The organism is Rahnella sp. ATs2, assembly GCF_051851855.1.
Taxonomy (GTDB): domain Bacteria; phylum Pseudomonadota; class Gammaproteobacteria; order Enterobacterales; family Enterobacteriaceae; genus Rahnella; species Rahnella variigena.
On sequence record NZ_JBLYPL010000003.1, the window covers coordinates 284,798 to 310,577 of the forward strand.

The window sequence follows — 25,780 nt, forward strand, 5'->3', positions numbered from 1 at the left end:
CTATGTGCGGGCGCTTCACGCAGCAGGAGCCCCGCTATCAGTAATAAACATCTGAAAATCATGCAACTACGACTTTCGATAATTGTACCCCGCTGAACAAAGGAATACTTTTAAGCCTCACTTTTAAAAATGGAATTTTTGAAAATGGCTATACCAGCTTATTTATGGCTTAAAGACGATGGCGACGCACTGATTAAAGGCGGTGTGGATGTTATCGGGCGGGAATACAGCATCGAAGTAAAAGGATTCCATCATAATCTGATGACGCCAACTGATGATCGTACCGTGAAAATTACGGGAACACGTATTCATTCCCCTATGATGCTGGTGAAAGATTTTGACTGTTCAAGCCCATATATCTACAAAGCAGTGGCAACGGGTCAATGCCTTGCTTCGGCTGAATTCAAATGGTATCGAATTAATGATGCAGGTCAGGAAGTTGAGTATTTCAACATGCTGTTAGAAAAGGTTCGGATAGTGTCTATTTCGCCGGCTATGGCAGCAGCCAGCAATCCGAATGAAAATCATATGGAAACTGTTGAGTTGCGTTACGAGAAGATTACGTGGAAGCATAACGATGGGAATATCATATTTGCTGACTCGTGGAATGATCGCCAAACTGCATAATGTGATTAAGGGGCAAAATGCCCCTTAATCATCATAAAACCACCTCTTGGCCTTCACCGCTTCAATGATCATTTCAACGGTTAATGGTTTTAGCTCACGTTTGGGCGGTTTTCTCTGCCAAAATGCCCTTTCAGCCTCATAGTAATTCAACATATCGAACTTAGAATAATCAACACCGTATTTAGTAAAGACATCAATCAATATCTCTGCCAAATCTTCGGGCAACAGTTGCCAATCATCTTGCACTGACCAAAATTTCTGGATAGGGACAATTTCGGGATCCCGCCAGCTTTTCCTGAACCCATATTTATCGGTTAGGTAGTCACAGATCTCTTTATCTAAATTCATTAGAAAGATGGCCATACGATTCGGTCAGATGGGCGTGCGATAATGTAAAATTTATCTCTGGTCCTTTTGGAAACTAATTGAAGCATTATTACAATTTGGGCATAACCTAGCCACGGAGTCCATCGACCTATAAATGGAGCGATTTTACTGGTAGGAACCATCTTCATCTTTGAGCCTTTACCCATTGGTGCTTCCAGTCGCAACCCGAATGGCAACCTCTTTTCTTTAAACATCGCTCTGGCTATTTTTGAAATGACGCTCGTTCCTGGCGTATTTGTTGCAGCCGATAATTTTCCTGAGACGGGGATCCAAGGTTGCCCAATGAGAATCATCACCGTTGCCGAAGTATCTAAACCTAAGTAATCAGATAAACTTTCAATGAAAATCATGTTGAACAATTCTGGCGCAGTTACATTGGCATGACCATGGTAGAAGTAGGTTCCATTAAGTTCTTCGGTAGTATCCATTTTCCATATCCATTTGATTAGCAGGGCTTTAGAATACTGCTGTATTCATAAGCAGGCAAAGGGAATTCTATGTGCGGGCGCTTCACGCAGCAGGAGCCCCGCTAACAGTAATAAACATCTGAAAATCAGGCAACTACGACTTTCGATAATTGTACCCCGCTGAACAAAGGAATACTTTTAAGCCTCACTTTTAAAATGGATTTTTTGAAAATGGCTATACCAGCTTATTTATGGCTTAAAGACGATGGCGGCGCACTGATTAAAGGCGGTGTGGATGTTATCGGGCGGGAATACAGCATCGAAGTAAAAGGATTCCATCATAATCTGATGACGCCAACTGATGATCGTACAGGGAAAATTACGGGTACACGTATTCATTCCCCTATGATGCTGGTGAAAGATTTTGACTGTTCAAGCCCGTATATCTACAAAGCAGTGGCGACGGGTCAATGCCTTGCTTCGGCTGAATTCAAATGGTATCGGATCAATGATGCAGGTCAGGAAGTTGAGTATTTCAACATGCTGTTAGAAGGTGTGCGGATTGTCTCTATTTCCCCAGTAATGGGTCATTCAAGCAATCCTAATGAAAACCATATGGAATCTGTTGAATTACGCTACGAGAAAATTACGTGGAAGCATAACGATGGCAATATCATCTATGCTGATTCATGGGATGACCGCCAGACTGCATAATGTGAAAAGGGGCATACCGCCCCTTAATCATATAGCCAACGACCCGCCTTTGCTGATTCGATAATCATCTCGACCGTAAGCGGCTTGTAAACTCGACGTTGTAATTTCTTCCACCATAACCACACAGGCCATTCTGGTTCAAAATAATTATCTAAATTAAAGTTATCGTAAGAAATACCGTACCGGGTAAACAAATCTACTAACATTTCTTCTAATTCTTCCTGAAGATAATTAAAATGCTCCTGAAAGGTCCATTCTTTAAGAACTTTTTGCTTCCGTACGCTATATTTATCAGTGATATAACTTAAAATCTCTTTCTCATCGACCATCAGAAATACGTCCATTCAATACGGTCTTTCGGCCGTGCAATCAGATTATATTTATTCCTGGTTTTTCTGGCTATGATTCCAAATATGATCATGGCAGGAATTGTTCCTCCGACATACGGCGCGTAACGCCCGACAGCAGCACCAACACTTTTCGTCATGCGGGTTTTCATGAAACCTACAGGTGTTGCCACTGGTTCAACAAAGCGCATATCTTTAAAAATTCTTCGAGAAAGTTTTGAAGCGACGCTGGTCCCCCAGGTTGAATCCCCCAATCCCTTCGGTTTTGGAAGAATTGGCCAGCCTGCAATGATCATCGCAGAGGTTTCTATAGCGAGCCCTTGATGCTCAGCAAAGGACTCCGCAAAAATCAACCAAAATAACTCCTGAGCGCTTACATTGGCATGACCGTGATAGAAGTACGTCCCGTTTAGCGTTTCGGTAGTATCCATTTTCAATATCCATTTGATTAGCAGGGCTTTAGGATACTGCCGCATTCATAAGCAGGCAATGTGCCCCCTCGCACTGAATATCATCATTGCTCCTTCCGTCACGTTAATCGGTCTGTTGATACCAGAACCTTGCAACGGTTTCATTGATCCACGCACCCGCGGGCTATTTTCGTGAAGGTAACATCCTGATCAGCGTGTTATCGCGCCGGCGATAGTGATGCCAGAGAGCCGCCAGAGTATGTAATCCGATGAGGTAATACCCCGCGTTAGCGAGCCATTCATGCAGCGTTTTTAATAGTTTCTGTAACGGTAAATCCGGAAACACGCTTTTCGGCATAAGGATGTTAAACATCGTCCAGTCATGCCCGCCATAATATTGTGACAAAATACCCATCACCGGTAAGCTGAGAAACATCAGATATATAAGAATCTGCGCGCCACCAGAAAAATAATGCTGCCAGCGCGGCAACGCGGGTTTGACCGGTGGCGTAACATACATCCCGCGAACAAACAGCCGTATACACATCAGAAATAATACGCAAAATCCCAGACTGTAATGCGTCAGGGCTAATAACTCCCGCAAGGGCGTGCCTTTTGCAAAACACCCTTTTATATCCATCGTGGCATAGGTCAATACCACTAAAACAAACACCAGCCAGTGGAGCAAAATTTGAACGGAAGAATATCGGGTACGCATAGCATTTCCGGTAAACGAAGAGACGTTAACCATACTTGCTGAGACTTAAGCTTACATTAAGAGGAATGAGCACCGGCGAGAAATGATCGGATGCAGGGGTATTACGATGTTAAAAAAGGGAATAGCGCAGTGAGAAAGAAGAGGCAAAAAAGTGTGTTATCTGCCCCGCAGTTTGCAAGGCAGAAAACACTGAACACATCGGTAGCCTGATTAACGCGCGATCAGGAAACTCTCTAATGTTGCACCACCATCCAGTGCCGCTTTAATGGCAGAAGGAGTGCGGCCCTGGCCGGTCCAGGTTTTTTTAGAACCGTCGGTATCGGTATACTCATAGATTGCCGGGCGTGGTTTACGCTTGGCTTTACCGGATTCTTTGGTTGTCTGGTGACCCAGCAGGTCATCAATAGCGATGCCGTCGTTTGCCAGCATTTCACGGTATTTCAGTAATTTTTCGTCACGTTCCTGCTGCTGCGCACTGCGCGCTTTCACATTTTCGCGTGATTCTTCAACAATTGCAGTCAGCTTCTCGAGAATTTCTTCCAGAGTGCTGAGTGGCATTTCACGAGCCTGTGCCCGAAGTGTACGGATATTATTCAAAACGTTTAACGCGTTGTCCATGATGTGCTCACTTTAGAGGGGTATCATTAAATTAGTGACCCTGATTCTACACAAAGAAATAATGATATCAATTGCGCCAGCATAATATTATTCACCGTGACACAACGGTGGCAGTCGCCACTCTTTTTCTTTAATTGTTAATACCCCCTCTCATAACAACTTGTTGTCGCTGAGTAATTAAAACTTTTACGAAGAAATCACTTTAAACACCTAAAAAACGCCAGAAAAATATTATTAATCACAATTTGCACACTTTGATAATAGTGTCAGTACGTGAATAAACTATGTTGTTATTATGTACAAATTTGTCAAAGTCTGGTCTTTACGTGCGAAGCATTACTCTTTTCTGAATAATCATTTCGGTAAAACGGGTTAGAAAAAGCATCTTCTGCACCATTTTTTAGAAGCGATTAAACAACTGCGACGGTAAAATGAGACTTAAATCACAAAATAAGACCCCTGACCGTTATGTTCAAAACCATTTTTGTCGTTTGTGCTGGTTGTGTAGCGCTGAAACTTGCGCTGGACTGGCAGATCATTTTGCAGGTAGCTGAAGGCTGATTGCCAGTTCCCTGGCCATCTTCGCAAACTCAGACAAGTTTCTGGTCAGGATCCCCCGCCGCCACACCAGCCAGGTCGTCAGATAACGATAATTGTCAGCCATCGGCCAGATACTCACCGTACTGCTGCCCGGCATACTTTCCAGCATACTGCGTGGCATCAGCGCCAGTCCGCCACCTGCAATGACGCAGGCCAGCATGCCGTGATAGGACTCCATCTCGTAAATTTTCCCCGGCGCTGCACCATCATCCGCAAACCAGCTTTCAAAATGACGCCTGTAAGAACAGTTGGAGCGAAACGCATACACGATTTCTCCGTTTACGTCCTGCCCGCGTGTGACCGGTGCATGATGCAGCGGCGCGACAATCACCATTTCCTCCGGATATACCGGTACACCATCCAGCACAGGATGCAGAACGGGCCCGTCTACAAATGTTGCTTCCAGCTCACCCTCGAGCAATTTATCCAGCAATTCACCCGACGGACCGGTACTTAGTGCCAGTTCAACTTTGGTGAACTGCTGATGATATTGCGCCAGCAGCGCCGGAATACGCACGGCGGCGGTACTTTCCAGCGCCCCCAGTGCGAAAATCCCCTGCGGTTCTGTTCCGGCCACCGACAACCGCGCTTCTTCCACTAAATCCAGGATCCGGTTGTTGTAATCGAGAAAATTACGCCCTGCTGGCGAAAGACGTAACCGCTGATTCTCGCGGATGAATAATTCGACACCCAGCTCCGCCTCAAGCTGTTTAATGCGTGTTGTCAGATTCGACGGAACACGATGTACCCGCTGTGCAGCGGCGCTGATACTGCCGGTTTCAGCAACGGCACGGAACATCTCAAGCTGTGAGAGATTCATAAGCTTTCTCAAAAAGTGAATGGTTTACTTATTTTTATTCATTTTTATTAAAACATGCAACCCTCTATTCTGAACGCACTGGTTCAACGAGGAATAGACAATGACGACGACAAATTCACAAACACATGCCATTTCGCAAAATCCGTTCACTGGCGAACGTATCGCTGAATATCCTTTTGACACCACGCTGGCACGGGAAGCAGCGGTTTCGCAGGGCAGCGTAGCATTTAAGCAATGGCGCAAAACTGACGTCCAACAGCGTGCCACGCTTCTGGTCAATCTGGCCGCAGAACTGCGCTCCGCCAGCGAAGACATCGCCCGCATGATCACCCTCGAAATGGGCAAGCCGGTGAAACAGGCACGCGCTGAAGTGGAAAAATCAGCCGGATTGTGTGAGTGGTACGCTAAAAACGGTCCGGCGATGCTGGCACCGGAACCGACGATGGTCGATAACGGCGAGGCGCACATTCATTACCGCCCTTCCGGGATGATCCTGGCGATTATGCCGTGGAATTTTCCGGTGTGGCAGATTTTACGCGGTGCCGTGCCGGCGTTGCTGGCAGGTAATACTTTCCTGTTAAAACCGGCGCCGAACGTGATGGGCACCACGTATCTGGTGAAACAGGCCGCGCTGAAAGCTGGTTTTCCCGCCGGTGCGTTCGGTGTGATTAATGTCGGAAATCCGGCAGTGGCAGAACTGATTGCTGACCCGCGCGTGGTTGCCGTGACGGTGACAGGCAGCGTGCGTGCCGGTGCGGCAATTGCAGAGCTGGCAGGTAAGTCCCTGAAAAAATGTGTGCTAGAACTGGGCGGTTCTGATCCGTTCATCGTGCTTAATGACGCCAGTCTGGATGAAGCGGTAAAAGCGGCGGTTGCCGGTCGTTATCAAAATACCGGGCAGGTATGTGCCGCAGCCAAGCGGTTTATCGTTGAGGAAGGGGTGCTGGATGCGTTTACCGCAAAATTTGTTGCCGCGACTCAGGCGCTGGTGACGGGCGATCCGCTGGATGACGCGACCTATATCGGCCCGATGGCGCGTTATGATTTGCGTGATGAACTGGATAAACAGGTTCAGGATACGCTGGCAGAAGGCGCAACCCTGCTGCTCGGCGGCGAGAAAATTGCCGGAAACGGTAATTTCTATGCGCCGACTATTTTAAGCAATGTGACGCCTGAAATGACCGCATTTCGCCAGGAACTGTTCGGCCCGGTTGCCGCGATCACGGTGGCGCGCGATGCAGACCATGCCGTCGAACTGGCTAATGACAGCGAGTTTGGCCTGAGTGCGACAATTTTTACAACGGACCTTGCGCGGGCGGAACAGATGACGAATGAGCTGGAAACCGGTGGTGTGTTTATCAACGGTTACAGTGCATCCGATCCGCGTGTTGCGTTCGGTGGCGTGAAAAAAAGCGGCTATGGTCGTGAGCTTTCACACTTCGGTTTACGCGAGTTCTGTAACGTGCAGACCGTGTGGAGCAACCGGAAATAACACCCGCCGCGCTCCGTAAAGGGTATAAAAGAAATCTCATCCGGGCGCGAAAGTGCCCGTTATCTTTTCCCTTCCTTTTATTCATGTCAAAAATAACGAACCTGTAACGAAATGAAAGCATCTTCTTTTAAAATCGCGTTAATTGTGGCGAAACCCTTCTTAACAAGAAATTAGCAATTAAAGCTAAAGTTCGTCACATGAAAAGGTGTTTATTAACGTTGTGCCCGTTAACTAACGGCAACGTAATACCCGATTCAGACAGTGAACTCTTGAGGAATAACTCCATGAAAGGCTTAGTAAATGATGTTTTATCCATATTCTATCCGAAGTCTGTTAAGCCTGTTTTGATCCGCAGCGGATTATCACATCGTGAAATAGCCTCCCTGCAAGCTGTTGGTGTAACAACGGTTTCCTGGGCTACTTCCATGGAAGAACTCAACAATGCGATTGTTAAAAAAGCGTTAGATGCAGGTGCGGTCGGTTATCACATTACTAATGTGGAATCCCATAAACCGGGTAAAGAGGAACAACACGTCATGGCGGCCACCGCGACGTTTTATCATATCAACCATAAAGTGGCCTATGACTGATGTTTCCTGACAGTTTAAGTAAAATATAAAAAGCCGCATACCGGACAGGTCTGCGGCTTTTTTATTTAATTCGCCTTTCAATATCATTTCTCTGAACGCCCTTCTGACTACTCATCCCCCGATTGCGACTGACACACCCTGACGTCATCCCTTTTGATCTCACCGGAATTAGCCGTTTTTTACTCGCTATTTGAGCAATGGCATTAGGAACATTCTTATAACATCACCAAAACAACCACACAAAAAGACGCCTGCACGTCAGAATATCTCAGGGAATTTACATGACTCGCCATCGCCGCGCGACCGGGCGCTTTGCCCGTTTTGTCTGCGCTTTTCTTTTGTTATCACTCTTCTCTGTATCCCAGGCCATTGCTCAATCGGCAGGGTGTACGGCGCTGAATAACCGCACGTTTTCTACCGCGAACTTTTCAAGTCAGGCTTACCAAGCCAGCCAGTTTGATACCAGTGATACCTTAACGCTGACGTTTTCAGATTCTGGCGCCGGTGTGAACAGCGAGATGACAGACACGGACAGCTTCGGCCTGACGAATTATGCGCAGTCGACATTCTCAACCTACTACGTCACCGGCGGCACGGCAGGTACTCATTCTTATACCGTGACAGGGTCACAACTGGCGAGTGCGGGAGTTCGCTTTCGCATCACCACCAGCCACGGCTACCTGAGCCCTCTCAGCGTTTCCTGTACCTCACCGGTCAGCGCATCCACCGATGCCAGCCTCTCGGCGCTGTCACTTTCAACCGGTTCGCTTTCCCCGACCTTTTCCAGCGGGACAACCTCTTACAGCGCAACCGTCGCCAATAACGTGACCAGCATTACGCTGACACCAGTGACCACCGACAGCACCGCAACCGTAAAAGTGAATGGAACTTCCGTCACTTCCGGTAGTGCGTCAGGGGCGATCCCGTTAAGTGAAGGCAGTAACACGATCACCGTCACCGTGACGGCTGCCGACGGCACCACCACGTCCGGCTATTCTGTTCAGGTTCAACGCAACGGATTAGCACCGGTCGCCGGTTCTGCCAGCGCCAGCGTAGCGTTTAACAGCAGTAATAATACGATTGCCCTGCCCCTTTCCGGTGGCGCAGCGACATTGGTGGCACAGGGTGCGGCACCTGCACACGGTTCGGTCGTATTCTCAGGCTCAACTGCCCTTTATACGCCGCTGCAAAACTATTTCGGTGCGGACACTTTCACGTATACCGCCAGCAACAACTGGGGCACATCCGCGCCAGCGACCGTCAGCGTGAATGTCGCCGCACCGGTAATTACACTGTCGCCTGTCACCTTACCTTCTGCCACATCCGGCACCGCTTACAACCAGACACTGACGGCAACCGGCGGGTCAGGCAGCTATCAGTTCACGACCGGGGATGCGTTACCAGCCGGATTAACACTGGCATTGAATGGCGAAATTTCGGGAACGCCGACTGCAACGGGCAGCTTTAACGTTACCGTCGTGGCGCACGATACGGCGAATGCTGCCACCGGAAACCAAAGCTATACGATAACCGTTAACGGGCAGGCACCGGTCGCGGGTGCGATCAGCACCACGGTTGCCGGTAACAGCAGCAACAATGCCATTGTGCCGGCACTGTCTGGCGGCGTCGCAACGTCAGTCACCGTTACGACCGCTCCGCTTCACGGCACGGCAACGGCTTCGGGTACCTCACTGAGTTACACCCCTGCGCCCGGATATTCAGGTACCGACAGTTTCACTTATACCGCCAGCAATAACTGGGGAACTTCATCCGCTGCAACGGTGAATGTGACCGTAGCCAGCGTGACGCTCGGCTTCACGCCTGCGAGCGGCGCATTACCCGCAGCCACCGCAGGTACGCCGTGGTCGCAGATCATTACTGCCAGCAACGGCACCGCCCCATACACCTACAGCGCATCCGGCCTGCCTGCCGGACTCTCGGTCAGCGCCAGCACGGGTGAAATTTCCGGTACACCCGCCGCTTCCGGCACTTATACCATTCAGGTGAGTGCCGCGGACAGTCACGGGATCACCGGCACCGTAAACTACGCACTGACCGTTGCCGGACAGGCACCGGTGGTCAGTGCGGTATCCTCCAGCGTGGCGGCCAATACCAGTGAGAATCTGATCGAGCCGGTGCTGTCGGGCGGCGCAGTCACGTCACTGGCGATTGTGCAGCAACCCGCACACGGCACGGCGCGCATCCAGAACCTGAAAATCCGCTACACGCCGGTTGCAGGTTATTCCGGTAGTGACAGTTTCATTTACAGCGCTTCCAACAGTTTTGGCGCAGCACAAGCGACGGTCACGCTGAATATCACTGCCGTATCGCTGGCCTTTACGCCTGCCAGCGGCGCGTTGACAGATGGTCGCGCAAGCACGCCTTATCGCCAGACGTTCAGCGCAACCGGCGGCACGGCACCGTATCAGTACCGCGTGTCAGGGACATTGCCTGCCGGATTAACTCTGAGCGGCGACACCCTGAGCGGAACCCCTTCCGCTGCGGGAAACAACAGCTTTACGTTGATCGCCACCGACGCCAGCGGCGTAACGGCTCAGGTCGCGTACACGCTAAACGTCACCAGCGCGCAGCCGGTGGGCGTCAGCCATGCGGTCTCCGTTCTGGCTGGCAAATCCGTGCGGGTAAACCTCACAGAAAATGCCACCGGCGGGCCGTTCACTGGTGCGCGTCTTGTCGATTCTCCGGCGGCAACGCTCGGCAGTGCGGCGCTGGAGCAAAGCGACAACAGTATTTATTTCGACTTCCAGGCTGCGGCTCAGGCTTCCGGCACGGTGGTACTGCGTTATGTGCTGCTGACGCAAGACTCGCAATCTGCCCCAGCGACCGTGACGCTGACCATCGCCGGACGTCCTGACCCGTCCAAAGATCCGGATGTGCTCGGCCTGGTCAGCGCGCAGATTCAGTCGGCGCAAAATTTCGCGCGTGCGCAAATCCGCAACTTCAGCGATCGTCTGGAAACGCTGCACAACCCGGCCAGTGCGCGCAGCGATATGAACGGCATCCGTTTCAATATGCCAGCGTCTAAAAAGGAACGCGGCAACGATGACACGCTGTGGGACACCGCATGGGAGCACAATCGTCCGCAGCCTGAACTGCCGCAACTGACCGATAAAAACGCCGCGCAGCATCCGCTTAAGGGTGCGAACTCGCGTATCAATTACTGGACCGGCGGATTTGTTGACTTCGGCCACTCAGGGAAAGACGGTGTGAGTTTCAGTCACACGCTGGTCGGCATCAGCACCGGCGCGGACTACCAGTTCACCCCGACTTTCACCGCAGGTATGGGGATTGGTTTTGGCAGAGACGTTAGCGATATCGGTGACAGCGGTTCCCGCAGCAACGGCCGATCCATCAGCTCGGCGCTTTATGGCAGCTATCATCCCAGCCGTTTCTTTATCGATGGTTTGCTCGGATACAGCCGTCTGGACTACGACAGCCGTCGTTATGTGACAGAAATGGATCAATTCGCCCGCGGCGACCGTGGCGGTTATCAGGTATTTGGGGCTCTGACATCGGGTTATGACTATCGTCTGCCCGACCTGCTGATTTCGCCATACGGACGCCTGCAATTGTCTCGCACCCGGCTCGACAGCTACACGGAATCCAGCGCCGATGCCTACGATCTGGCTTTCGCCTCCCAGGTGCTGAATGATGTGACCGGCGCGCTCGGCGTTCGCACCCAATACGCACTGCCACTCACGTGGTCGGTCCTGCGCTGGCAAAGTCGTTTCGAATACACACAGGCTTTCAGCGATCCGGGCCGCGCCCGTCTGGGTTACGCCGATTCCGGCAATGATACGTGGAGTGCGGATGTCTACGGCGACAGTCAGGAAAATCTGGTGTTAGGCATGGGGCTGGATTTCCTGCTGCCGCATAACATTACGCCGGGCATCGCCTATCAGGGCACGCTCGGGCTGGATGAGGCACGCAGCCGCTCGCAGATGATCATGATCCGGGTGAACATGGGGTTCTGATAAGGAAGAGGCGTCCTGAAGATAACGGGACGCTTTTGATCAACGTGCTTGATGTAACCCGCTGCAACGCCTGAAATTTCTCTGGAAAGCGCACCTCATTTTCGCGGTTAGCCCGTTGGTTTAGCCTCCGCAGACGCGTTACATTGCGCTGGAATAGCGCGAGCCTGATAAGCTCTATCCATGCTATGGTTTACAAAAATAAAAATATGCGGCAATAATCGCCGCGAATTATCCATTTTGTAAACCGGTGGTTTTTTATGCTAAACACTGAGGCGAGACAACATCTGAAAACGTTACTCCCTTGTGGTCTGATCACCACAAAAACGTGGTTGCAAGAACAGGGATTACCACGACATTTTATCGATAACGCAGTAAAAAGCCGGACGTTGCTGATGCTTGCACCCGGCGTGTATACACGTGATGAATCGCCATTGAACTGGCAAGGGATCGTAACCTCGCTTCAGCGTATGCACCCAACGCCCGTCACTTTAGGCGGTCTGACGGCTCTGAACCTGGAAGGGTTAGCACATTATCAGCTTAAGGGTCAGGTCGTACCAGTCAGCCTTTATTCTTCCAGTCCACTTCCAGCGTGGCTAAATAAAATCACCGGGCGCGCCAGTTTTAAAGGGCACAGCACGCGACGTTTATGGCCTGATTCGGTCATGGCGGACAAAAGATTTCTGCGTGAAAGTCAGTGGCAGGAATCGCTGTCGCCAATGCTCTATTCCGCGCCTGAGAAAGCTATGCTCGAACTTCTCTCAGACGTGCCCAAAGCTATCAGTTTTGAGCATGCTGACCAAATCATGCAGGGGCTTTCGACACTCTCCCCTCGCAAACTTGAACTTCTGCTCCAGGCAAGCGGCAGTATAAAGTCCAAACGTCTTTTCCTGTGGCTGGCACAGCGTCACAACCATGCCTGGTTTAAATATCTCAAGCCTGATCTTTATGAGTTAGGTAGCGGTAAACGCGAAATCGCTAAGTCCGGCAGACTAGATACGACATGGAATATTACGGTACCCAAGGATATGTAATTAAAAATGGACAGGGAAAGTATTTACTACCGACAGGTGCAGTTGCTTTTACAATTGCTTCCTTTCATTGCAAAACACGATTGCTTTGCTCTCAAAGGTGGGACGGCAATCAATCTTTTTATCCGCAATTTTCCACGCTTATCCGTTGATATCGATCTGGTTTATTTGCCCGTGCTGGACCGGGAAGAGTCACTAAAGGGAATTAAAGCTGCGTTAGACGACATTGCGAAATCAGTGCTCGCTTATATTCCGCAAAGAAAAGTCAGTAAATCCTATGAGGACAAAAATGATGCATTGCGGCTGGTTGTCATCCGCGACGGGGTTCTGATCAAGATTGAGCTTTCACCGGTATTGAGGGGAACAGTCTTTGAGCCGGCTCTCCTTCAGGTCTGTGAAGCGGTGGAAGATGAACTTGGTTTTGCTGAAATATCTGTTGTTTCCTTTGCCGATCTTTATGCCGGTAAAATCTGTGCTGCGTTAGACCGCCAGCATCCCAGAGATCTGTTCGACGTAAAACTTCTGCTTGACAATGAAGGCCTTACATCAGCGCTTCGTAAGGCTTTGCTGGTTTATCTGATCAGCCATCCACGCCCTATTGCCGAGTTGCTTCAACCGCATTTAAAAGATATTTCGGGTATTTATGAAGGCGAGTTCCGCAACATGGCAGATGTTGATGTTCCGCTCGCCGAATTGCTCGCAGTACGCAGGCAACTGATTGACCTGATTAATGGGAAAATAACTCAGGAAGAGAAAGAATTCTTACTGTCATTCAAAAATAAAGAACCGGACTGGACGTTATTGGGTCTCGACAATATAGACAAGTTACCCGCAGTGCGTTGGAAAAGAAAAAATCTGTCGAAGATGCCCGCAGAGAAACATGCGAACGCGCTTAAGCGACTGTCATTCGTTCTTGATGTTGTCATGTAACCCGCTGCAACGCCTGAAATTTCTCTGGAAAGCGCACCTCATTTTCGCGGTTAGCCTGTTGGTTTAGCTTACTCAATTACGCTATAGTGCGCCCGCTGCGGCAAAATCCGCAGCCGGGTTTCGCAGCCTGAATACCACACCAGAAACACATATGTCATAATTATGTGTTGAGCTTCCCTGCACCTGTCAAACGCAGATATCGTGTTTGTACATTCAATGGTGGCTCAGGCAGGGCAACCTTCGGGTTGGCCGGGTTTCTGGTGTGTGCCGGTACTGCGAACCTTGTCTGAGCTACCACCAATGTGAGTTTCGCAGCTCTGGTGGTGGTTAAATTCACAAACCAGAGACTCCAAAAAATGAAACTATCGCATAGCCCCACATTTCTGCCCTTCTGCTCTGCTGTTCCTGTGCTGTTAAAAGCAGGAGCACCCCGTCATGAATAATCGCGACTGGCATCAGGCCGATATCATTGCCGGATTACGTAAGAAAGGTACAACGATGGCCGCCGTATCCCGCGCTGCCGGTCTGAGTTCCTCGACACTGTCTAACGCACTTTCAAGACCCTGGCCGAAAGGCGAAATGCTTATTGCGCAGGCATTGGATATACACCCGAGCGCCATCTGGCCAAGCCGGTATTTCGACCCAAACACGCGTGAACTTATTCAGCGGAAGGTGAGATCTGCAGGCGGCGTGTAGAAAATGATGAAAGGGCGCGGTATGCGCCCTTTTTAGTGGAATGAGGAAACGGGATGCCATAAATGGTGTAAAATTATTATCCTAAGGAAAAGTATGTAACTGTTTTCTAGATTGATAGTTAAATACCTTTGCGTTTAAATAGCTGCAACAAGCCTTTCACCGTTACATCCAATTGGCTACCCTCTTCATATACAGCGGGCACCACATAATTTGCCCTTTCTTCCGCAATAAGTTTTTCTACTTTTGACTGAGTTCTGCTATCACTCCATTTATTTTGGTCAAATACTGCTATAGAAAAACCACCTTGGTGTTTGACCATTTTCATCGATGGAATATCCGTATCTCCATCACCAAAGAAAATCATTTTTTGGAATGGAACCTCTCGCGATTCTGGCTCAATGAATTTGTTAACAGCAGCATTATCCCACGAGTTATCAATCCCCTTGTTTATCCTGAATAAAAATTGTGTTTTTGTAGTATAATTTATTGCTTGTGCCGGCCAAAGGACTGTCTTCCCGTCTTCTGAGTAATGATATTTACAAGCATATATCATACGAAATCTCTTACCAATTTCAGTCCCGCGAATCATCGCATCTAATCCACTGGATATTATATAGTGGTCAATCTCCATATCGTATTGCCTGGCATATTCATTGATTCTGCCAAACCAATCGACTACTCCAGGGAATAAAGGAATAGCTTGCCCATGCTTTACAAGATTAGAATAACTGAGTTCATCAGACTTTAGAGAATGAGCCTTCTCAGCAAGAAGGCCAAGATAGGATAATATCTCATCACCATCATCTTTTTTTGCCCTATCTTTAACCAAAGTCCAAAAATCGCCTATATTTTCAATACCTAAGGCCGGCATTAATCCATGCTGAGCGCAATCCCCCTCAGCCAAAGTCCCATCAAAATCGTATATCAGCGCACATTTCATTTTCATACTGCCCATTTTTTATGTTCCCTATAGAAATTTTAATGGCTACGTATTTAGTTGAATTGACATTATTAGCTTTCTAAGTAGGTTAAGGTCCAACGTAGTACAAGCATTACGTTTAAGTCTGATTAAATAATATATGTTGAACAATTGTAATGCCAAAATAACAAAGAACCTCTAACAGAGCCATTTTCGGCGTAATCAGTTAGCAATGAAACATATGATAGAACTAACAAAAAACCCCACACCCGCTTCTCAGCGAATGTGGGGTTTTAGCAATCTAAGCGTTAATCCAAATTACATCTGGATCAGATGTTTGATTTTCACGTCTGGATTAGTATCGGCTGCGTAATCAACGCCGTTCAGGCCAAAGCCGAACAGACGCATGAACTCGCTTTTGTAGCCCGCGAAATCTGTCAGCTCAGGGATGTTGTCATTGGTGACTTCATCCCACAGCTTGCCGACTTCTGCCTGCACTTCTGGCGCGATCTCTTTCAGGTCAGCGCGCAGACGGCCTTCGTTGTCGACCAGCGGCTCAGCGCCGTACAGGCTGTCTTTGTACAGACCGTAAACCTGCTCGATACAACCTTCGTGAGTGCCCTTCTCTTTCATCACTTTGAACAGCAGGGAAAGGTACAGCGGCATCACAGGGATAGCAGAACTCGCCTGAGTGACAACGGCTTTTAGTACAGAAACGCGTGCGTCGCCGCCCCGCTCTGCCAGTGTGCTACGGATATCCAGAACACGTTTGTCCAGATCCTTCTTCGCTTCACCGATAGAACCGTTCCAGTAGATGTCCTGCGTCACTTCTTCACCCAGATAGGTGAACGCCGTGGTTTTCGCGCCTTCAGCCAGTACACCGGCGGCTTTCAGATCGTCGATCCACATCTGCCAGTCTTCACCACCCATGACCGCAACGGTGCCCGCGATTTCTTCAGGGGTTGCCGGCTCCAGCGTGGTTTCGTTGATGGTTTCTTTATCGGTATTGATGCCGCGAATGGTGACTTGCTTACCGATTGGTTTCAGGGTGGAGTTGAACACTTCACCGGTTTTCGGATGGGTACGGCGCGGCGCGGCCAGGCTGTAAACCACCAGATCTACCTGACCTAAATCTTGTTTGATCAGCTCAATGGTCTTTTGCTTCACTTCATCAGAGAACGCGTCGCCGTTGATGCTTTTAGCGTAAAGACCTTTTGCGTCCGCAAATTCTTCGAAGGCTGCAGAGTTGTACCAGCCTGCGGTAGCGGTTTTGGATTCATCGCCCGGACGTTCGAAGAAGATGCCCAGCGTTGCTGCGTCAGAACCGAAAGCAGCTGAGATGCGGGCAGCGAGGCCGTAACCGGTAGAAGCACCGATCACCAGGACTTTTTTCGGACCGCCTTCGATTTTGCCTTGCGCGGTAACGTAGTCGATTTGTTCTTTAACGTTCGCCTTGCAACCTTCCGGATGGGCAGTAACACAGATAAAGCCACGGATGCGTGGTTTGATAATCATATAGACCTCATTGCAACTGTCTCAGTAAATTGGCCGATAGAATATAGGTTTGCGCCGTTTCAGGCAAAACCTGCTGCTTTTTCCCATCGTAAACAGACTTCTCTGAAGTAAAAACAGCGCTTATTTTACCCGAATGGATAAAAAACGAACCGCAATATCCTCTTTGAGAAAGTGTAATGCACTTCCCGTCTCACTCCTGCGCGGCATTCAGTATTTTCCGAAATTTTTGTGTCTGCGTTGTAATCCATGACTAATTTCCCCCGCCGCCTACCAAAATCCTAAACATGGGTTAGATTTAGAGGTTGTGTGATCTGCATCACACAAAAATATGACAACAATAATGAAATACAGGGAGCACTTGTGACTGAGAAACTCAACAGCGGGCAGGAAAGCGAGGCGAAGAAAACGCCGCAACCCACCGAACCGCTGGTAAAAGTAATTGCGTTTATTGCCACCCTCGGTGGTTTATTGTTTGGCTACGATACAGGTGTGATTGCGGGCGCGCTGCTGTTCATGAAGCACGATCTGCATCTGACGTCGGTGACCACCGGTATGGTCACCAGCTTCCTGATACTGGGTTCTGCCATCGGTGCGATCTTTGCGGGTCGGGTCGCTGACCGGTTCGGGCGCAAAAAAATCATTCTGGTGATGGCAATCATATTCATGGCCGGTTCGCTGGGTTGTGCCATGGCACCCAACGTCGTGCTGATGATTATGTTCCGCTTTATTCTCGGGCTGGCCGTCGGTGGCGCGGCGGCGATTGTGCCGATTTATATTGCGGAAATCGTGCCTTCTAACCGCCGCTGGCAGTTCGTCACCTTGCAGGAACTGATGATCGTGTCCGGCCAGCTGATTGCTTACACCAGTAATGCGGCCATTAACGAAGTCTGGGGCGGCGAAACTACCTGGCGCTGGATGCTGGGTGTCGCCTGTGTTCCGGCAGTGATTTTATGGGTCGGTATGTTGTTCCTGCCTGACACGCCGCGCTGGTATGCCATGCATGGCCGCTATCGCGAGGCGCGTGATGTGCTGGAGCGCACCCGTAAAGCAGGCAGAGTAGAGAAAGAGCTGAGCGAGATCCGCAGTTCTATGAGTTCCAAAAGCGAGAAGCATTCCCGCCGCCAGAAGACTATTTCCGTCTGGATGAAACGCCTGGTATTTCTGGGAATTGGTATCGCCATGCTGCAACAACTCTCCGGCGTGAATACCATCATGTTCTACGCGCCGACCATGTTGCAGGCCACGGGGTTAAGCACTAACGCGTCTCTGATGGCGACCATCGCCAACGGAGTGATTTCGGTGATCATGACGTTTGTGGGCATCATGCTGCTCAGCCGCTTCGGGCGCCGTCCGCTGCTGCTGACCGGTCAGATCGGCTGTACCCTGACTCTGCTTGCCATCGGATTAGTCACCTGGCTGATGCCGGAAACTGTCAACGGCCATCCCGATGCGGTTCGCAGCTATCTGGTTCTTGGCGGTATGCTGATTTTCCTCTGCTTCCAGCAGGGCGCGTTGTCGCCTGTTACCTGGCTGCTGCTGTCGGAAATGTTCCCGATGCGCATCCGCGGTATGGCTAACGGCGTATCAGTCTTTGCTATGCAGATGACCAACTTCTCCATCGCCTTTATGTTCCCGATCATGCTGGATACCATCGGACTGACGATGTCCTTCTTCTGCTTTGCCGCCATCGGTGTCGCAGGGGGCATTTTCGCGATCATCTTCGCACCGGAAACGCAGGGCAAAACGTTAGAGCAAATTGAGAAACACTTCAAAAAGCACTTACAGGATGACCCTGCTCCGCAGGAAGCAAGAAGTTAAGGCTGTGATGTCATAACCTTACCGGTCAGACTTTGGTCTGACCGGTAAAATATGCTAATAATAAAGTGTCATATTTGACCTTTTCCCTGCTTAAACAGCGCTTATGCTAAAATTGCATCCTTATTCGCCAAAAGGTTCAAATATGACACTTTCCAGCATATAATGAGATATCTTGCTTAATTTCTCACCGACCGAGTCTGATAGTGTCAAATATGACCCCAAGCAGCGTAGAAACTTTCCTCTCTCAGCTTTCCGAAAATGAAAGGCGGTTGTTTATTGAACGGCTAAGTGCCGTTCAGCGCCTCCCTTTTGAACCATCCGGGCTGACACCACTCATCATTCAAAAGATGAAACAACAAAACATTACCTATCAGGAAATGGCTCTGCAAATTGGCGTATCTTTATCAACTTTTAAAAGAATAGTTGCAGACCCTGCGGGTTCGAAAACTATCAATCTCAATGCCTTACTAAAAGAACTCGGGATAAATGTATGGCTCGAGAAATAGAAGTATGGTTGTACGATGAAGCCGCCGGCATATTGAGTGAGCTTGTAAACACGTATGAATTTTCGTATTTCACCGGCTATGCGGGTCCCGCCCTCTCCATCAGTATGCCGGTCAGAACAGAGCCTTACATAAGTCAGGACTTACATCCTTTCTTCAAAGGATTGGCCCCTGAAGGGTGGTTGCGCAAGCGCTATTCAGAAATCCAGAAAATCGACTCAAGGGACTTATTCGGATTACTCATGCATAACGGTGATGATTTGCTGGGTGCCATCGTGATTAAAGAGAGGAAATCATGAACTCAGAACACTGCCTGATCAATTTAAGCCGGTTGAAGGGTGTCGAAATTGGGAGCGGATATTCCAGAAAAGGCATCAAACAATTACTCCTAAATCCCAAAATGATGCCAGATTTACCTTTTACACGCAGACAATTTATTCAGGAACAGCCAGAGCATCAGAAAGGCATGAGCATATCGGGCTATCAACCAAAACTATCATTAGCCATTGAGGATAATGAATTTAGGGTGGTAAGCAATGATGGGACGTACATACTGAAACCCTCTCCGGAAGAGTATCCTCATCTCGCCGAAAATGAACACGCGACAATGACTGTAATGGCTCGCCTCAAATTCAGGGTTCCCCCTTTTGGCCTCGTCCGTTTTCGGAAAGAGGATGAGGCGCAACAGGGTGAACTGGCCTTCGTGATAAGAAGATATGACCGCGGACAGACTGGTGAAGACCGAACGCATCAGGAACAGCTCGATGGCGCGATGGGAATTAATGATAAATATGGCACTATCAACGATAAAAAAGCGATCAGTTACCAGAGAGCCGCCCGTTTTTTGCTGGGTAATCTGGGCAATAATCTGACGAATAAACGCGATATTTTTCTGCGCATCGTTTACGCCTATGTGCTCGGTAATAACGATTTTCACCTGCGAAATTTTGGCATTTTGCTACCAAGAAATGGTCCAGCTTCACTTGCTCCTGTGTATGACTTTATCAGCGTTGTTCCTTACCCCGCAGCGTTTGGCGAATATCTCGCGTTGCCACTTCTCGAAAGGGAAGAAAACGATCAGGATAGCGCCCCGGGTCTTGACTCACCTTACGGCGAGTATACCGGCGCTGATTTTGTTGCCCTGGGTGAAGGGATCGGGATCCAAAACCCGCTCGCCAGAAAATGGTTAGCTGATGTCATCAGGAGCCACCAGCTCATTATTGATACTTACCATGAAAGTCATATGCCTGAAGAACAGCGTGACAAAGTTCTGGAATATGTTTCCCGCAGAATGCACCTGCTGGAGGTGATGGATTTACCCTGAACGATCAGGAAAACAATTTCCAACTCCCTTATTCACCCAGTTCAATGCACAAGTATTTCATTTCCAGATAATCGTCCATCCCGTGACGTGACCCTTCACGCCCCAGGCCAGATTGTTTGATCCCCCCGAACGGCGCGACTTCGTTGGAAATCAGGCCAGTGTTAATGCCCACCATGCCGTATTCCAGCGCTTCCGGCACGCGCCACTGACGTGCAGCGTCGCGGGTAAAAATGTATGCAGCAAGGCCAAACTCTGTATCGTTTGCCATCGCCACAGCCTGCGCTTCATCGGTAAAGCTAAATACAGGTGCTACCGGACCAAAGGTTTCTTCACGCGCAAATTTCATCGCTGAGGTGACATTGCCGATAACTGTCGGCTGGAAGAAAGTTCCGCCCAACGCATGCGGCTGCCCCCCGGTCAGTAACGTGGCGCCTTGCGATAACGCATCTTCTATATGTTCCTGCACTTTGCTGACCGCAGCCTGGTCGATAAGCGGCCCCTGCGTGATGCCGGTTTGTGTGCCTTCACCCACGTTGAGTTTTTCCACTTCGTCGACCAGTCTGGCGATAAGCGCCGGATAAATGCCCTGCTGGACATAGATTCGGTTAGCGCAAACGCAGGTTTGCCCGCTGTTACGGAACTTCGAGGCCATGATCCCGGCCACAGCACGCTCCAGATTGGCGTCATCGAACACAATAAAGGGCGCGTTACCGCCCAGTTCCAGCGAAAGTTTTTTCACCGTCGGCGCACTTTGCGCCATCAGGATGCGCCCCACTTCAGTCGAACCAGTAAAGCTCAGCTTGCGCACCACCGGACTGTCGCACAACACCTTGCCCGTGGCCTGCGCTGAACCGGTGATCACCTGCAAAACGCCTGCCGGAATACCGGCTTCCATCGCCAGTTGTCCGAGCGCTAACGCACTGAGCGGGGTCTGTTCGGCTGGTTTAACAATCATTGCGCACCCCGCAGCCAGCGCCGGTGCGGCTTTACGGGTGATCATCGCCGCAGGGAAATTCCACGGTGTGATAGCCGCACATACGCCGATCGGTTGTTTCAGAACCAGCATCCGCTGAGACGCCTGCACAGGAGCCAGAACGCTGCCTTCGACGCGTTTGGCTTCTTCGGCAAACCATTCGATAAAGGAAGCAGCGTAGACTATTTCGCCCCGCGCTTCCGCCAGCGGTTTGCCCTGTTCCGCCGTCAGCAATGCAGCTAAGTCGTCAGCGTGTTCCAGCATCAGCTGAGCCCATTTCTGCATCAGCGCAGCGCGTTGTTTTGCCGTCTTGTCTTTCCAACCGCGCTGCGCCTGTTCTGCATACACGATGGCCTGCGCCGTTTGCGCCGTAGTGATTTGCGGAACGCGACCTATTACCTCTCCGTTTGCCGGATTAATCACATTGTCGAACTCACCGTTTTCACTGTCATACCATTCGCCATTAATGAGGCATTGCTGGCGCAGAAGGCTTAGATGTTTGAGTTGCATCGGTTGCCTCAGTCAGCCAGAACGCGGGATAAAATCGCCAGTGCGTCTTTAAACTGGGCGTCAGGAATGGTCAGCGGATACAGGAAGCGGATCACGTTACCGTGTACGCCGCAGCTCAGCATCAGCAAACCGGCATCCAGCGCTTTGCGAAGATACTGTTTAGTCAGCTCAGCAGATGGTTTACCTGTCGCGGGATCGTTAAATTCGGCAGCGACCATCGACCCGCGTGCGCGGACATCCACCAGCGCCGGGCATGTCGTTTTGGCTTTTTCCAGCACTTCCACCAGTTCCGCTCCTAACCGGCTGGCACGGTCACACAATTTTTCTTCTTCGATGATGTCGAGCACAGCAAGGGCTGACGCCACTGCCAGCGGATTACCTGCGTAAGTTCCGCCCAATCCTCCCGGCTCAGGTGCATCCATCAGCTCAGCGCGTCCCGTTACGCCGGATATCGGGATCCCGCCGCCGAGGCTTTTCGCCATCGTGACGATGTCTGGTTTAGCATCCGGATAATAATCCGAAGCAAACATTTTGCCGGTACGGGCAAAACCGCTCTGGACTTCATCAGCAATCATTACAATGCCGTGGCGGTCGCAGATTTCACGCAGCCCTTTTACGAAATCTTCCGGCGCAATATTGAAACCGCCCTCGCCCTGCACCGGCTCATACATAATTGCTGCAACTTGCGAAGGGCTAATATCACTGCGGAAAATACGTTCGATGCTGTCGAGTGCCATTTGAGTGGTAACGCCATGCACGGCATTCGGATATTGCGCATGGAAAACGGAGGCAGGAAAAGGCCCGAACCCGACTTTATAAGGTACTACTTTGCCGGTCAGCGCCATAGTTAGCAGCGTGCGTCCGTGGAAAGCGCCGGAGAATGTCAGAATGCCTGGACGACCGGTTGCCGCGCGGGCAATTTTCACCGCGTTTTCTACCGCTTCCGCGCCTGTGCTGAAAAAGGTCGTTTTAGCTTTACCATTGACCGGAGCAATCGCATTGATGCGCTCTGCCAGATTCACAAAGCTGGCGTACGGGACAATCTGATAGGCCGTATGAGTGAAAAGGTCGAGCTGTGTGCGGATCGCTTCAACAATTTTCGGGTGACGATGCCCGGTGTTCAGCACAGCAATCCCGGCAGTAAAATCGATGTATTCCCGTCCCTGCTCATCCCACAGCGTGGCGTTTTCTGCCTTCGCCGCGTAGAAATCACACATGACGCCAACACCTCTTGGGGTCGCTTCTTTACGGCGTTTTTCCAGTTCACTGTGACTCATCTTTCGCTCCTGCATGAAGGTTGATGTTTTATAGATTGCCGGTTGCAAGATGAACAATTTGTCGAAATAGCAATCCGTTCTTGTGTTTTATCCCGCCAGCGGTTCTATAATCCAGAACCAGTTTTAATTATTTTGAGGTACCACTTTTGCGTTCACTGCTTTCTGACCTCATTTCGCAACGCCTGACCGGCCTTTCCGACGCGTCTACAGGCACGCTGAATAAGCGCGTATATCAGGCGTTACAACAGGCAATTTTCGACGGCAGTATCACACCAGGCAGCCGTTTACCGGCCTCGCGTGATCTTGCAAAAGAACTGGATATTTCGCGCAATACGGTGCTGGCTGCGTATGACCAATTGCAGGCGGAGGGTTATATTCAGACCCGTACCGGAAGTGGGACTTTCGTCACATCTGATTTGCCCGAGGACGGTGTAATTGCCGATAAAACTGCCCGATACTTTTCACCAGTTCGCAGTCATGTTGCGCTTTCCAAACGTGGCACCCGGTTGCTGACGCGCACAGGAGTTGCCTCGCAACAATGGGGCGCGTTCATGCCGGGCGTACCCGACGTGACCAAATTTCCACATGAAATCTGGCGCAAAATTCATAACCGCCTGAGCCGCCGCCTGCACCCGGAATTCCTGACTTATTCCCGCCACGGCGGATGCCCGCAGCTGCAACATGCACTGGCAGATTATCTTCGTGTTGCACGTTCTGTTGATTGCACTGCTGACCAGATCCTGATCACCACAGGAACGCATCAGGCGCTGGATCTGCTGGCTAAAATGCTCTGCGACCCGGGCGACACCGCCTGGATTGAAGAGCCGAGCTACTGGGGAATTCGTAATGTGCTGACAATTAATGGCGTAGATATTCAGCCGGTTCAGGTAGACGACAACGGAATGGATCCACCTAACAATCCGCCTGAAAATCCGTCTAAAAAACCATCGGATTGCCATGTGCCGAAACTGATATGCGTGACACCGTCACATCATTATCCACTCGGCTCGGTGATGAGTCTGGCAAGGCGCCAAAAAATTCTCGCAATGGCCAGTGAGCAAGACAGCTGGATTGTGGAGGATGACTACGACAGTGAATTCCGTTACTCGGGCAGTCCGATCCCGGCACTGCAGGGACTGAGTAGCGATGCGCCTGTGATTTACATCGGAACATTCAGCAAGACGCTGTATCCCGCCATGCGCATCAGTTACATGGTTCTGCCCCGCCCGCTGGCATCACGCCTTAAAATTGCGCACTCAGAACTGTACCGCGGGGGAAATGGACTCACGCAACTGACGCTGGCGGAATTTATTCGCGAAGGACATTACGCCGCGCACATTCGCAAAATGCGGCTGATTTATGGTAAACGCCGAAATGCGCTGACACGGATGATTGGACAGGAACTTGGACCAGAATATCTGTGTGAAGACAGCAATGCCGGACTTCATCTGATCCTTTCGCTGCCGGATTCTATTGATGATGTTGCGCTGAGTGCAGAGCTTGAGCAATTAAATATCTTGACCCGTCCTCTCTCAGCTTACTATCTGCGCCCGACTCCGCGTCGCGGATTGTTGCTCGGTTATGGCTGTGTACCTGAGGAAGAAATAGAAACTGCATTCAGGCATATCATCGAGTGTCTGCGACGTCGGTTGCTTTCCGCTGGTACAACCGGGCCAGAAGTAAGTCAGTAAATATTAATCCCATAATCATGTGATTGCGTGATTGCGTGATTGCGTGATTGCGTGATTGCGTGATTGCGTGATTGCGTGATTTTACAATTCTAAGAGCATACAATCAAAAAATCATTGAATCCCATCATCTTGTAATCAGACAAAAATCTTTGAATCCTGATACTTCCTGCATCCTGAAATCATAAGATATAAATTCCAGGATTTTACAATCACAGAATCTCTGAATCTTGAGATTTCGGCTACTTACATCCTATTATCTTGTGATTACATAATCCCATCCTGACCACACAGAATCACAGGATAAGAATCCTAGCATCCTATAATCCCTTCTTAATCTCAGGATGATATAATCCTCACCTTCGCCTATAGAATCTCATAATCATGAAATACGGACATGAAATCTTATAATCTTGGAATCCCAATATAATCCTGAGATTCTACAATCCTTTTGTATTGAGTCGGGATCTATTATTAAACCATTGATATACTTAGAATGATTATATAATCTCATAATCTTAAGTTACACGCATAATCCTATAATCCTGCAATCACCCATTCTGATATAATCTCAGGATGATGAAATCCCGGTATCCTATCCGCAATCTGGCTACTACAAAAACACTCATACGGGATGTTAAGATTACAGGATTCGATCATCTCAGAATGAGATTTAAGTATCTTGTGATTCTGAGAGGTTAGAATCCGGGTATGCTATCAGCGTTCCGAACCGGATATTTTAAATATTAATCCTGGAATCCTGGCACTTCTTGAATCCTGAAATCCGCTAGCTCATGTGATGTTATCTCAGGAGCATAAGATGGTGAGATGGTGAGATGGTGAGATGGTGAGATGGTGAGATGGTGAGATGGTG

24 protein-coding genes are annotated in these 25,780 nt (G+C 49.7%); 13 read left to right on the top strand and 11 right to left on the bottom strand.

The genetic code is table 11. The features are described from left to right. Positions 1-144 precede the first annotated feature (144 nt). Positions 145-627 (top strand): Hcp family type VI secretion system effector, encoded by a 483-nt coding sequence (locus tag ACJY2G_RS04430; protein ID WP_129639624.1) that lies wholly within the window; start codon positions 145-147, stop codon positions 625-627. Positions 628-651: 24 nt separating this feature from the next. Here ACJY2G_RS04430 and ACJY2G_RS04435 read toward each other — a convergent pair whose 3' ends face one another. Then, positions 652-975 carry a DUF1493 family protein gene (locus tag ACJY2G_RS04435; RefSeq protein WP_165353186.1) on the bottom strand — a complete coding sequence of 108 codons (324 nt, stop codon included), beginning with the start codon at positions 973-975 and terminating at the stop codon, positions 652-654. Next, complete coding sequence (locus ACJY2G_RS04440) at positions 975-1,442, bottom strand: STM2901 family protein (RefSeq protein WP_439291385.1); 468 nt, start codon at positions 1,440-1,442, stop codon at positions 975-977. Before ACJY2G_RS04440 ends, ACJY2G_RS04435 begins: the two co-directional genes overlap by 1 nt. Positions 1,443-1,652: 210 nt before the next feature. Between ACJY2G_RS04440 and ACJY2G_RS04445 the strand changes: the two genes are divergently transcribed. After that, a complete protein-coding gene (locus ACJY2G_RS04445; RefSeq protein WP_439291387.1) occupies positions 1,653-2,135 on the top strand; it encodes an Hcp family type VI secretion system effector in 483 nt (160 codons plus the stop codon). A gap of 23 nt (positions 2,136-2,158) precedes the next feature. Here ACJY2G_RS04445 and ACJY2G_RS04450 read toward each other — a convergent pair whose 3' ends face one another. From ACJY2G_RS04450 to ptrR, 5 genes are all read right to left on the bottom strand, one after another. Beyond that, the gene (locus ACJY2G_RS04450; RefSeq protein WP_240783363.1) at positions 2,159-2,464 is read right to left on the bottom strand and encodes a DUF1493 family protein; all 306 of its coding nucleotides are present in this window, start codon (positions 2,462-2,464) and stop codon (positions 2,159-2,161) included. Next, the gene (locus tag ACJY2G_RS04455; RefSeq protein WP_112287423.1) at positions 2,464-2,913 is read right to left on the bottom strand and encodes an STM2901 family protein; all 450 of its coding nucleotides are present in this window, start codon (positions 2,911-2,913) and stop codon (positions 2,464-2,466) included. Before ACJY2G_RS04455 ends, ACJY2G_RS04450 begins: the two co-directional genes overlap by 1 nt. A 163-nt stretch (positions 2,914-3,076) precedes the next feature. After that, complete coding sequence (locus tag ACJY2G_RS04460; RefSeq protein WP_439291389.1) at positions 3,077-3,610, bottom strand: cytochrome b; 534 nt, start codon at positions 3,608-3,610, stop codon at positions 3,077-3,079. A gap of 210 nt (positions 3,611-3,820) precedes the next feature. Next, positions 3,821-4,228, bottom strand: a complete 408-nt coding sequence (locus tag ACJY2G_RS04465) for an H-NS family histone-like protein (RefSeq protein ID WP_112287421.1) — start codon at positions 4,226-4,228, stop codon at positions 3,821-3,823. A gap of 535 nt (positions 4,229-4,763) precedes the next feature. Next, positions 4,764-5,648: a putrescine utilization regulator PtrR gene (gene ptrR, locus ACJY2G_RS04470; RefSeq protein WP_439291390.1), complete on the bottom strand. Its 885-nt coding sequence runs from the start codon at positions 5,646-5,648 to the stop codon at positions 4,764-4,766. Between the two features lie 100 nt (positions 5,649-5,748). Here ptrR and ACJY2G_RS04475 point away from each other — a divergent pair, with 100 nt between their 5' ends. From ACJY2G_RS04475 to ACJY2G_RS04500, 6 genes are all read left to right on the top strand, one after another. After that, positions 5,749-7,140, top strand: a complete 1,392-nt coding sequence (locus ACJY2G_RS04475) for an aldehyde dehydrogenase family protein (protein WP_439291392.1) — start codon at positions 5,749-5,751, stop codon at positions 7,138-7,140. A 284-nt stretch (positions 7,141-7,424) separates the two neighbouring features. Next, positions 7,425-7,730: a DUF1471 domain-containing protein gene (locus tag ACJY2G_RS04480; RefSeq protein WP_112287418.1), complete on the top strand. Its 306-nt coding sequence runs from the start codon at positions 7,425-7,427 to the stop codon at positions 7,728-7,730. A 281-nt stretch (positions 7,731-8,011) separates the two neighbouring features. Further along, complete coding sequence (locus tag ACJY2G_RS04485; RefSeq protein ID WP_439291394.1) at positions 8,012-11,725, top strand: autotransporter domain-containing protein; 3,714 nt, start codon at positions 8,012-8,014, stop codon at positions 11,723-11,725. Positions 11,726-11,982: 257 nt separating this feature from the next. Continuing rightward, a complete protein-coding gene (locus ACJY2G_RS04490) occupies positions 11,983-12,756 on the top strand; it encodes a type IV toxin-antitoxin system AbiEi family antitoxin domain-containing protein (RefSeq protein WP_132964567.1) in 774 nt (257 codons plus the stop codon). Between the two features lie 6 nt (positions 12,757-12,762). Next, positions 12,763-13,683: a nucleotidyl transferase AbiEii/AbiGii toxin family protein gene (locus ACJY2G_RS04495; RefSeq protein WP_439291396.1), complete on the top strand. Its 921-nt coding sequence runs from the start codon at positions 12,763-12,765 to the stop codon at positions 13,681-13,683. Positions 13,684-14,118: 435 nt separating this feature from the next. Beyond that, positions 14,119-14,379 (top strand): helix-turn-helix domain-containing protein, encoded by a 261-nt coding sequence (locus ACJY2G_RS04500; RefSeq protein ID WP_439291398.1) that lies wholly within the window; start codon positions 14,119-14,121, stop codon positions 14,377-14,379. 118 nt (positions 14,380-14,497) lie between these two features. On the opposite strand, the gene ACJY2G_RS04505 is transcribed toward ACJY2G_RS04500, so the two are convergent. Beyond that, the gene (locus ACJY2G_RS04505; RefSeq protein WP_439291400.1) at positions 14,498-15,334 is read right to left on the bottom strand and encodes a haloacid dehalogenase-like hydrolase; all 837 of its coding nucleotides are present in this window, start codon (positions 15,332-15,334) and stop codon (positions 14,498-14,500) included. A gap of 282 nt (positions 15,335-15,616) precedes the next feature. Continuing rightward, a complete protein-coding gene (fabV, locus tag ACJY2G_RS04510; protein WP_159281698.1) occupies positions 15,617-16,813 on the bottom strand; it encodes an enoyl-ACP reductase FabV in 1,197 nt (398 codons plus the stop codon). A 306-nt stretch (positions 16,814-17,119) separates the two neighbouring features. Between fabV and ACJY2G_RS04515 the strand changes: the two genes are divergently transcribed. The 4 genes from ACJY2G_RS04515 to ACJY2G_RS04530 all read left to right on the top strand — a co-directional run bounded on the left by ACJY2G_RS04515 (position 17,120) and on the right by ACJY2G_RS04530 (position 20,458). Continuing rightward, positions 17,120-18,631 carry a sugar porter family MFS transporter gene (locus ACJY2G_RS04515; protein WP_430319430.1) on the top strand — a complete coding sequence of 504 codons (1,512 nt, stop codon included), beginning with the start codon at positions 17,120-17,122 and terminating at the stop codon, positions 18,629-18,631. A 212-nt stretch (positions 18,632-18,843) separates the two neighbouring features. Then, on the top strand, positions 18,844-19,137 hold the full coding sequence (locus ACJY2G_RS04520; RefSeq protein WP_113876596.1) for a helix-turn-helix domain-containing protein: 294 nt from the start codon (positions 18,844-18,846) through the stop codon (positions 19,135-19,137). Further along, positions 19,122-19,433 (top strand): HipA N-terminal domain-containing protein, encoded by a 312-nt coding sequence (locus ACJY2G_RS04525; RefSeq protein WP_430319429.1) that lies wholly within the window; start codon positions 19,122-19,124, stop codon positions 19,431-19,433. The genes ACJY2G_RS04520 and ACJY2G_RS04525 overlap by 16 nt, the downstream gene beginning before the upstream one ends. Continuing rightward, positions 19,430-20,458, top strand: a complete 1,029-nt coding sequence (locus tag ACJY2G_RS04530; RefSeq protein ID WP_430319428.1) for a type II toxin-antitoxin system HipA family toxin — start codon at positions 19,430-19,432, stop codon at positions 20,456-20,458. Before ACJY2G_RS04525 ends, ACJY2G_RS04530 begins: the two co-directional genes overlap by 4 nt. A gap of 28 nt (positions 20,459-20,486) precedes the next feature. On the opposite strand, the gene ACJY2G_RS04535 is transcribed toward ACJY2G_RS04530, so the two are convergent. Together ACJY2G_RS04535 and ACJY2G_RS04540 are read right to left on the bottom strand one after the other, a co-directional pair. Next, a complete protein-coding gene (locus tag ACJY2G_RS04535) occupies positions 20,487-21,941 on the bottom strand; it encodes an NAD-dependent succinate-semialdehyde dehydrogenase (RefSeq protein ID WP_430319427.1) in 1,455 nt (484 codons plus the stop codon). Between the two features lie 8 nt (positions 21,942-21,949). Beyond that, positions 21,950-23,218 (bottom strand): 4-aminobutyrate--2-oxoglutarate transaminase, encoded by a 1,269-nt coding sequence (locus ACJY2G_RS04540; RefSeq protein ID WP_113876593.1) that lies wholly within the window; start codon positions 23,216-23,218, stop codon positions 21,950-21,952. A gap of 146 nt (positions 23,219-23,364) precedes the next feature. Between ACJY2G_RS04540 and ACJY2G_RS04545 the strand changes: the two genes are divergently transcribed. Further along, the gene (locus ACJY2G_RS04545) at positions 23,365-24,909 is read left to right on the top strand and encodes a PLP-dependent aminotransferase family protein (protein ID WP_430319426.1); all 1,545 of its coding nucleotides are present in this window, start codon (positions 23,365-23,367) and stop codon (positions 24,907-24,909) included. The last annotated feature ends 871 nt before the right edge of the window (positions 24,910-25,780 follow it).

Coding starts and splice junctions, on each gene's coding strand:
- ACJY2G_RS04490 (WP_132964567.1), top strand. CDS start 11,983: ATGCTAAACACTGAGGCGAGACAACATCTGAAAACGTTACTCCCTTGT.
- fabV (WP_159281698.1), bottom strand. CDS start 16,813: ATGATTATCAAACCACGCATCCGTGGCTTTATCTGTGTTACTGCCCAT.
- ACJY2G_RS04535 (WP_430319427.1), bottom strand. CDS start 21,941: ATGCAACTCAAACATCTAAGCCTTCTGCGCCAGCAATGCCTCATTAAT.
- ACJY2G_RS04430 (WP_129639624.1), top strand. CDS start 145: ATGGCTATACCAGCTTATTTATGGCTTAAAGACGATGGCGACGCACTG.
- ACJY2G_RS04530 (WP_430319428.1), top strand. CDS start 19,430: ATGAACTCAGAACACTGCCTGATCAATTTAAGCCGGTTGAAGGGTGTC.
- ACJY2G_RS04475 (WP_439291392.1), top strand. CDS start 5,749: ATGACGACGACAAATTCACAAACACATGCCATTTCGCAAAATCCGTTC.
- ACJY2G_RS04495 (WP_439291396.1), top strand. CDS start 12,763: ATGGACAGGGAAAGTATTTACTACCGACAGGTGCAGTTGCTTTTACAA.
- ACJY2G_RS04525 (WP_430319429.1), top strand. CDS start 19,122: ATGGCTCGAGAAATAGAAGTATGGTTGTACGATGAAGCCGCCGGCATA.
- ACJY2G_RS04435 (WP_165353186.1), bottom strand. CDS start 975: ATGAATTTAGATAAAGAGATCTGTGACTACCTAACCGATAAATATGGG.
- ACJY2G_RS04540 (WP_113876593.1), bottom strand. CDS start 23,218: ATGAGTCACAGTGAACTGGAAAAACGCCGTAAAGAAGCGACCCCAAGA.
- ACJY2G_RS04520 (WP_113876596.1), top strand. CDS start 18,844: ATGACCCCAAGCAGCGTAGAAACTTTCCTCTCTCAGCTTTCCGAAAAT.
- ACJY2G_RS04455 (WP_112287423.1), bottom strand. CDS start 2,913: ATGGATACTACCGAAACGCTAAACGGGACGTACTTCTATCACGGTCAT.
- ACJY2G_RS04440 (WP_439291385.1), bottom strand. CDS start 1,442: ATGGATACTACCGAAGAACTTAATGGAACCTACTTCTACCATGGTCAT.
- ACJY2G_RS04445 (WP_439291387.1), top strand. CDS start 1,653: ATGGCTATACCAGCTTATTTATGGCTTAAAGACGATGGCGGCGCACTG.
- ACJY2G_RS04505 (WP_439291400.1), bottom strand. CDS start 15,334: ATGGGCAGTATGAAAATGAAATGTGCGCTGATATACGATTTTGATGGG.
- ACJY2G_RS04500 (WP_439291398.1), top strand. CDS start 14,119: ATGAATAATCGCGACTGGCATCAGGCCGATATCATTGCCGGATTACGT.
- ACJY2G_RS04485 (WP_439291394.1), top strand. CDS start 8,012: ATGACTCGCCATCGCCGCGCGACCGGGCGCTTTGCCCGTTTTGTCTGC.
- ACJY2G_RS04460 (WP_439291389.1), bottom strand. CDS start 3,610: ATGCGTACCCGATATTCTTCCGTTCAAATTTTGCTCCACTGGCTGGTG.
- ACJY2G_RS04465 (WP_112287421.1), bottom strand. CDS start 4,228: ATGGACAACGCGTTAAACGTTTTGAATAATATCCGTACACTTCGGGCA.
- ACJY2G_RS04450 (WP_240783363.1), bottom strand. CDS start 2,464: ATGGTCGATGAGAAAGAGATTTTAAGTTATATCACTGATAAATATAGC.
- ACJY2G_RS04480 (WP_112287418.1), top strand. CDS start 7,425: ATGAAAGGCTTAGTAAATGATGTTTTATCCATATTCTATCCGAAGTCT.
- ptrR (WP_439291390.1), bottom strand. CDS start 5,648: ATGAATCTCTCACAGCTTGAGATGTTCCGTGCCGTTGCTGAAACCGGC.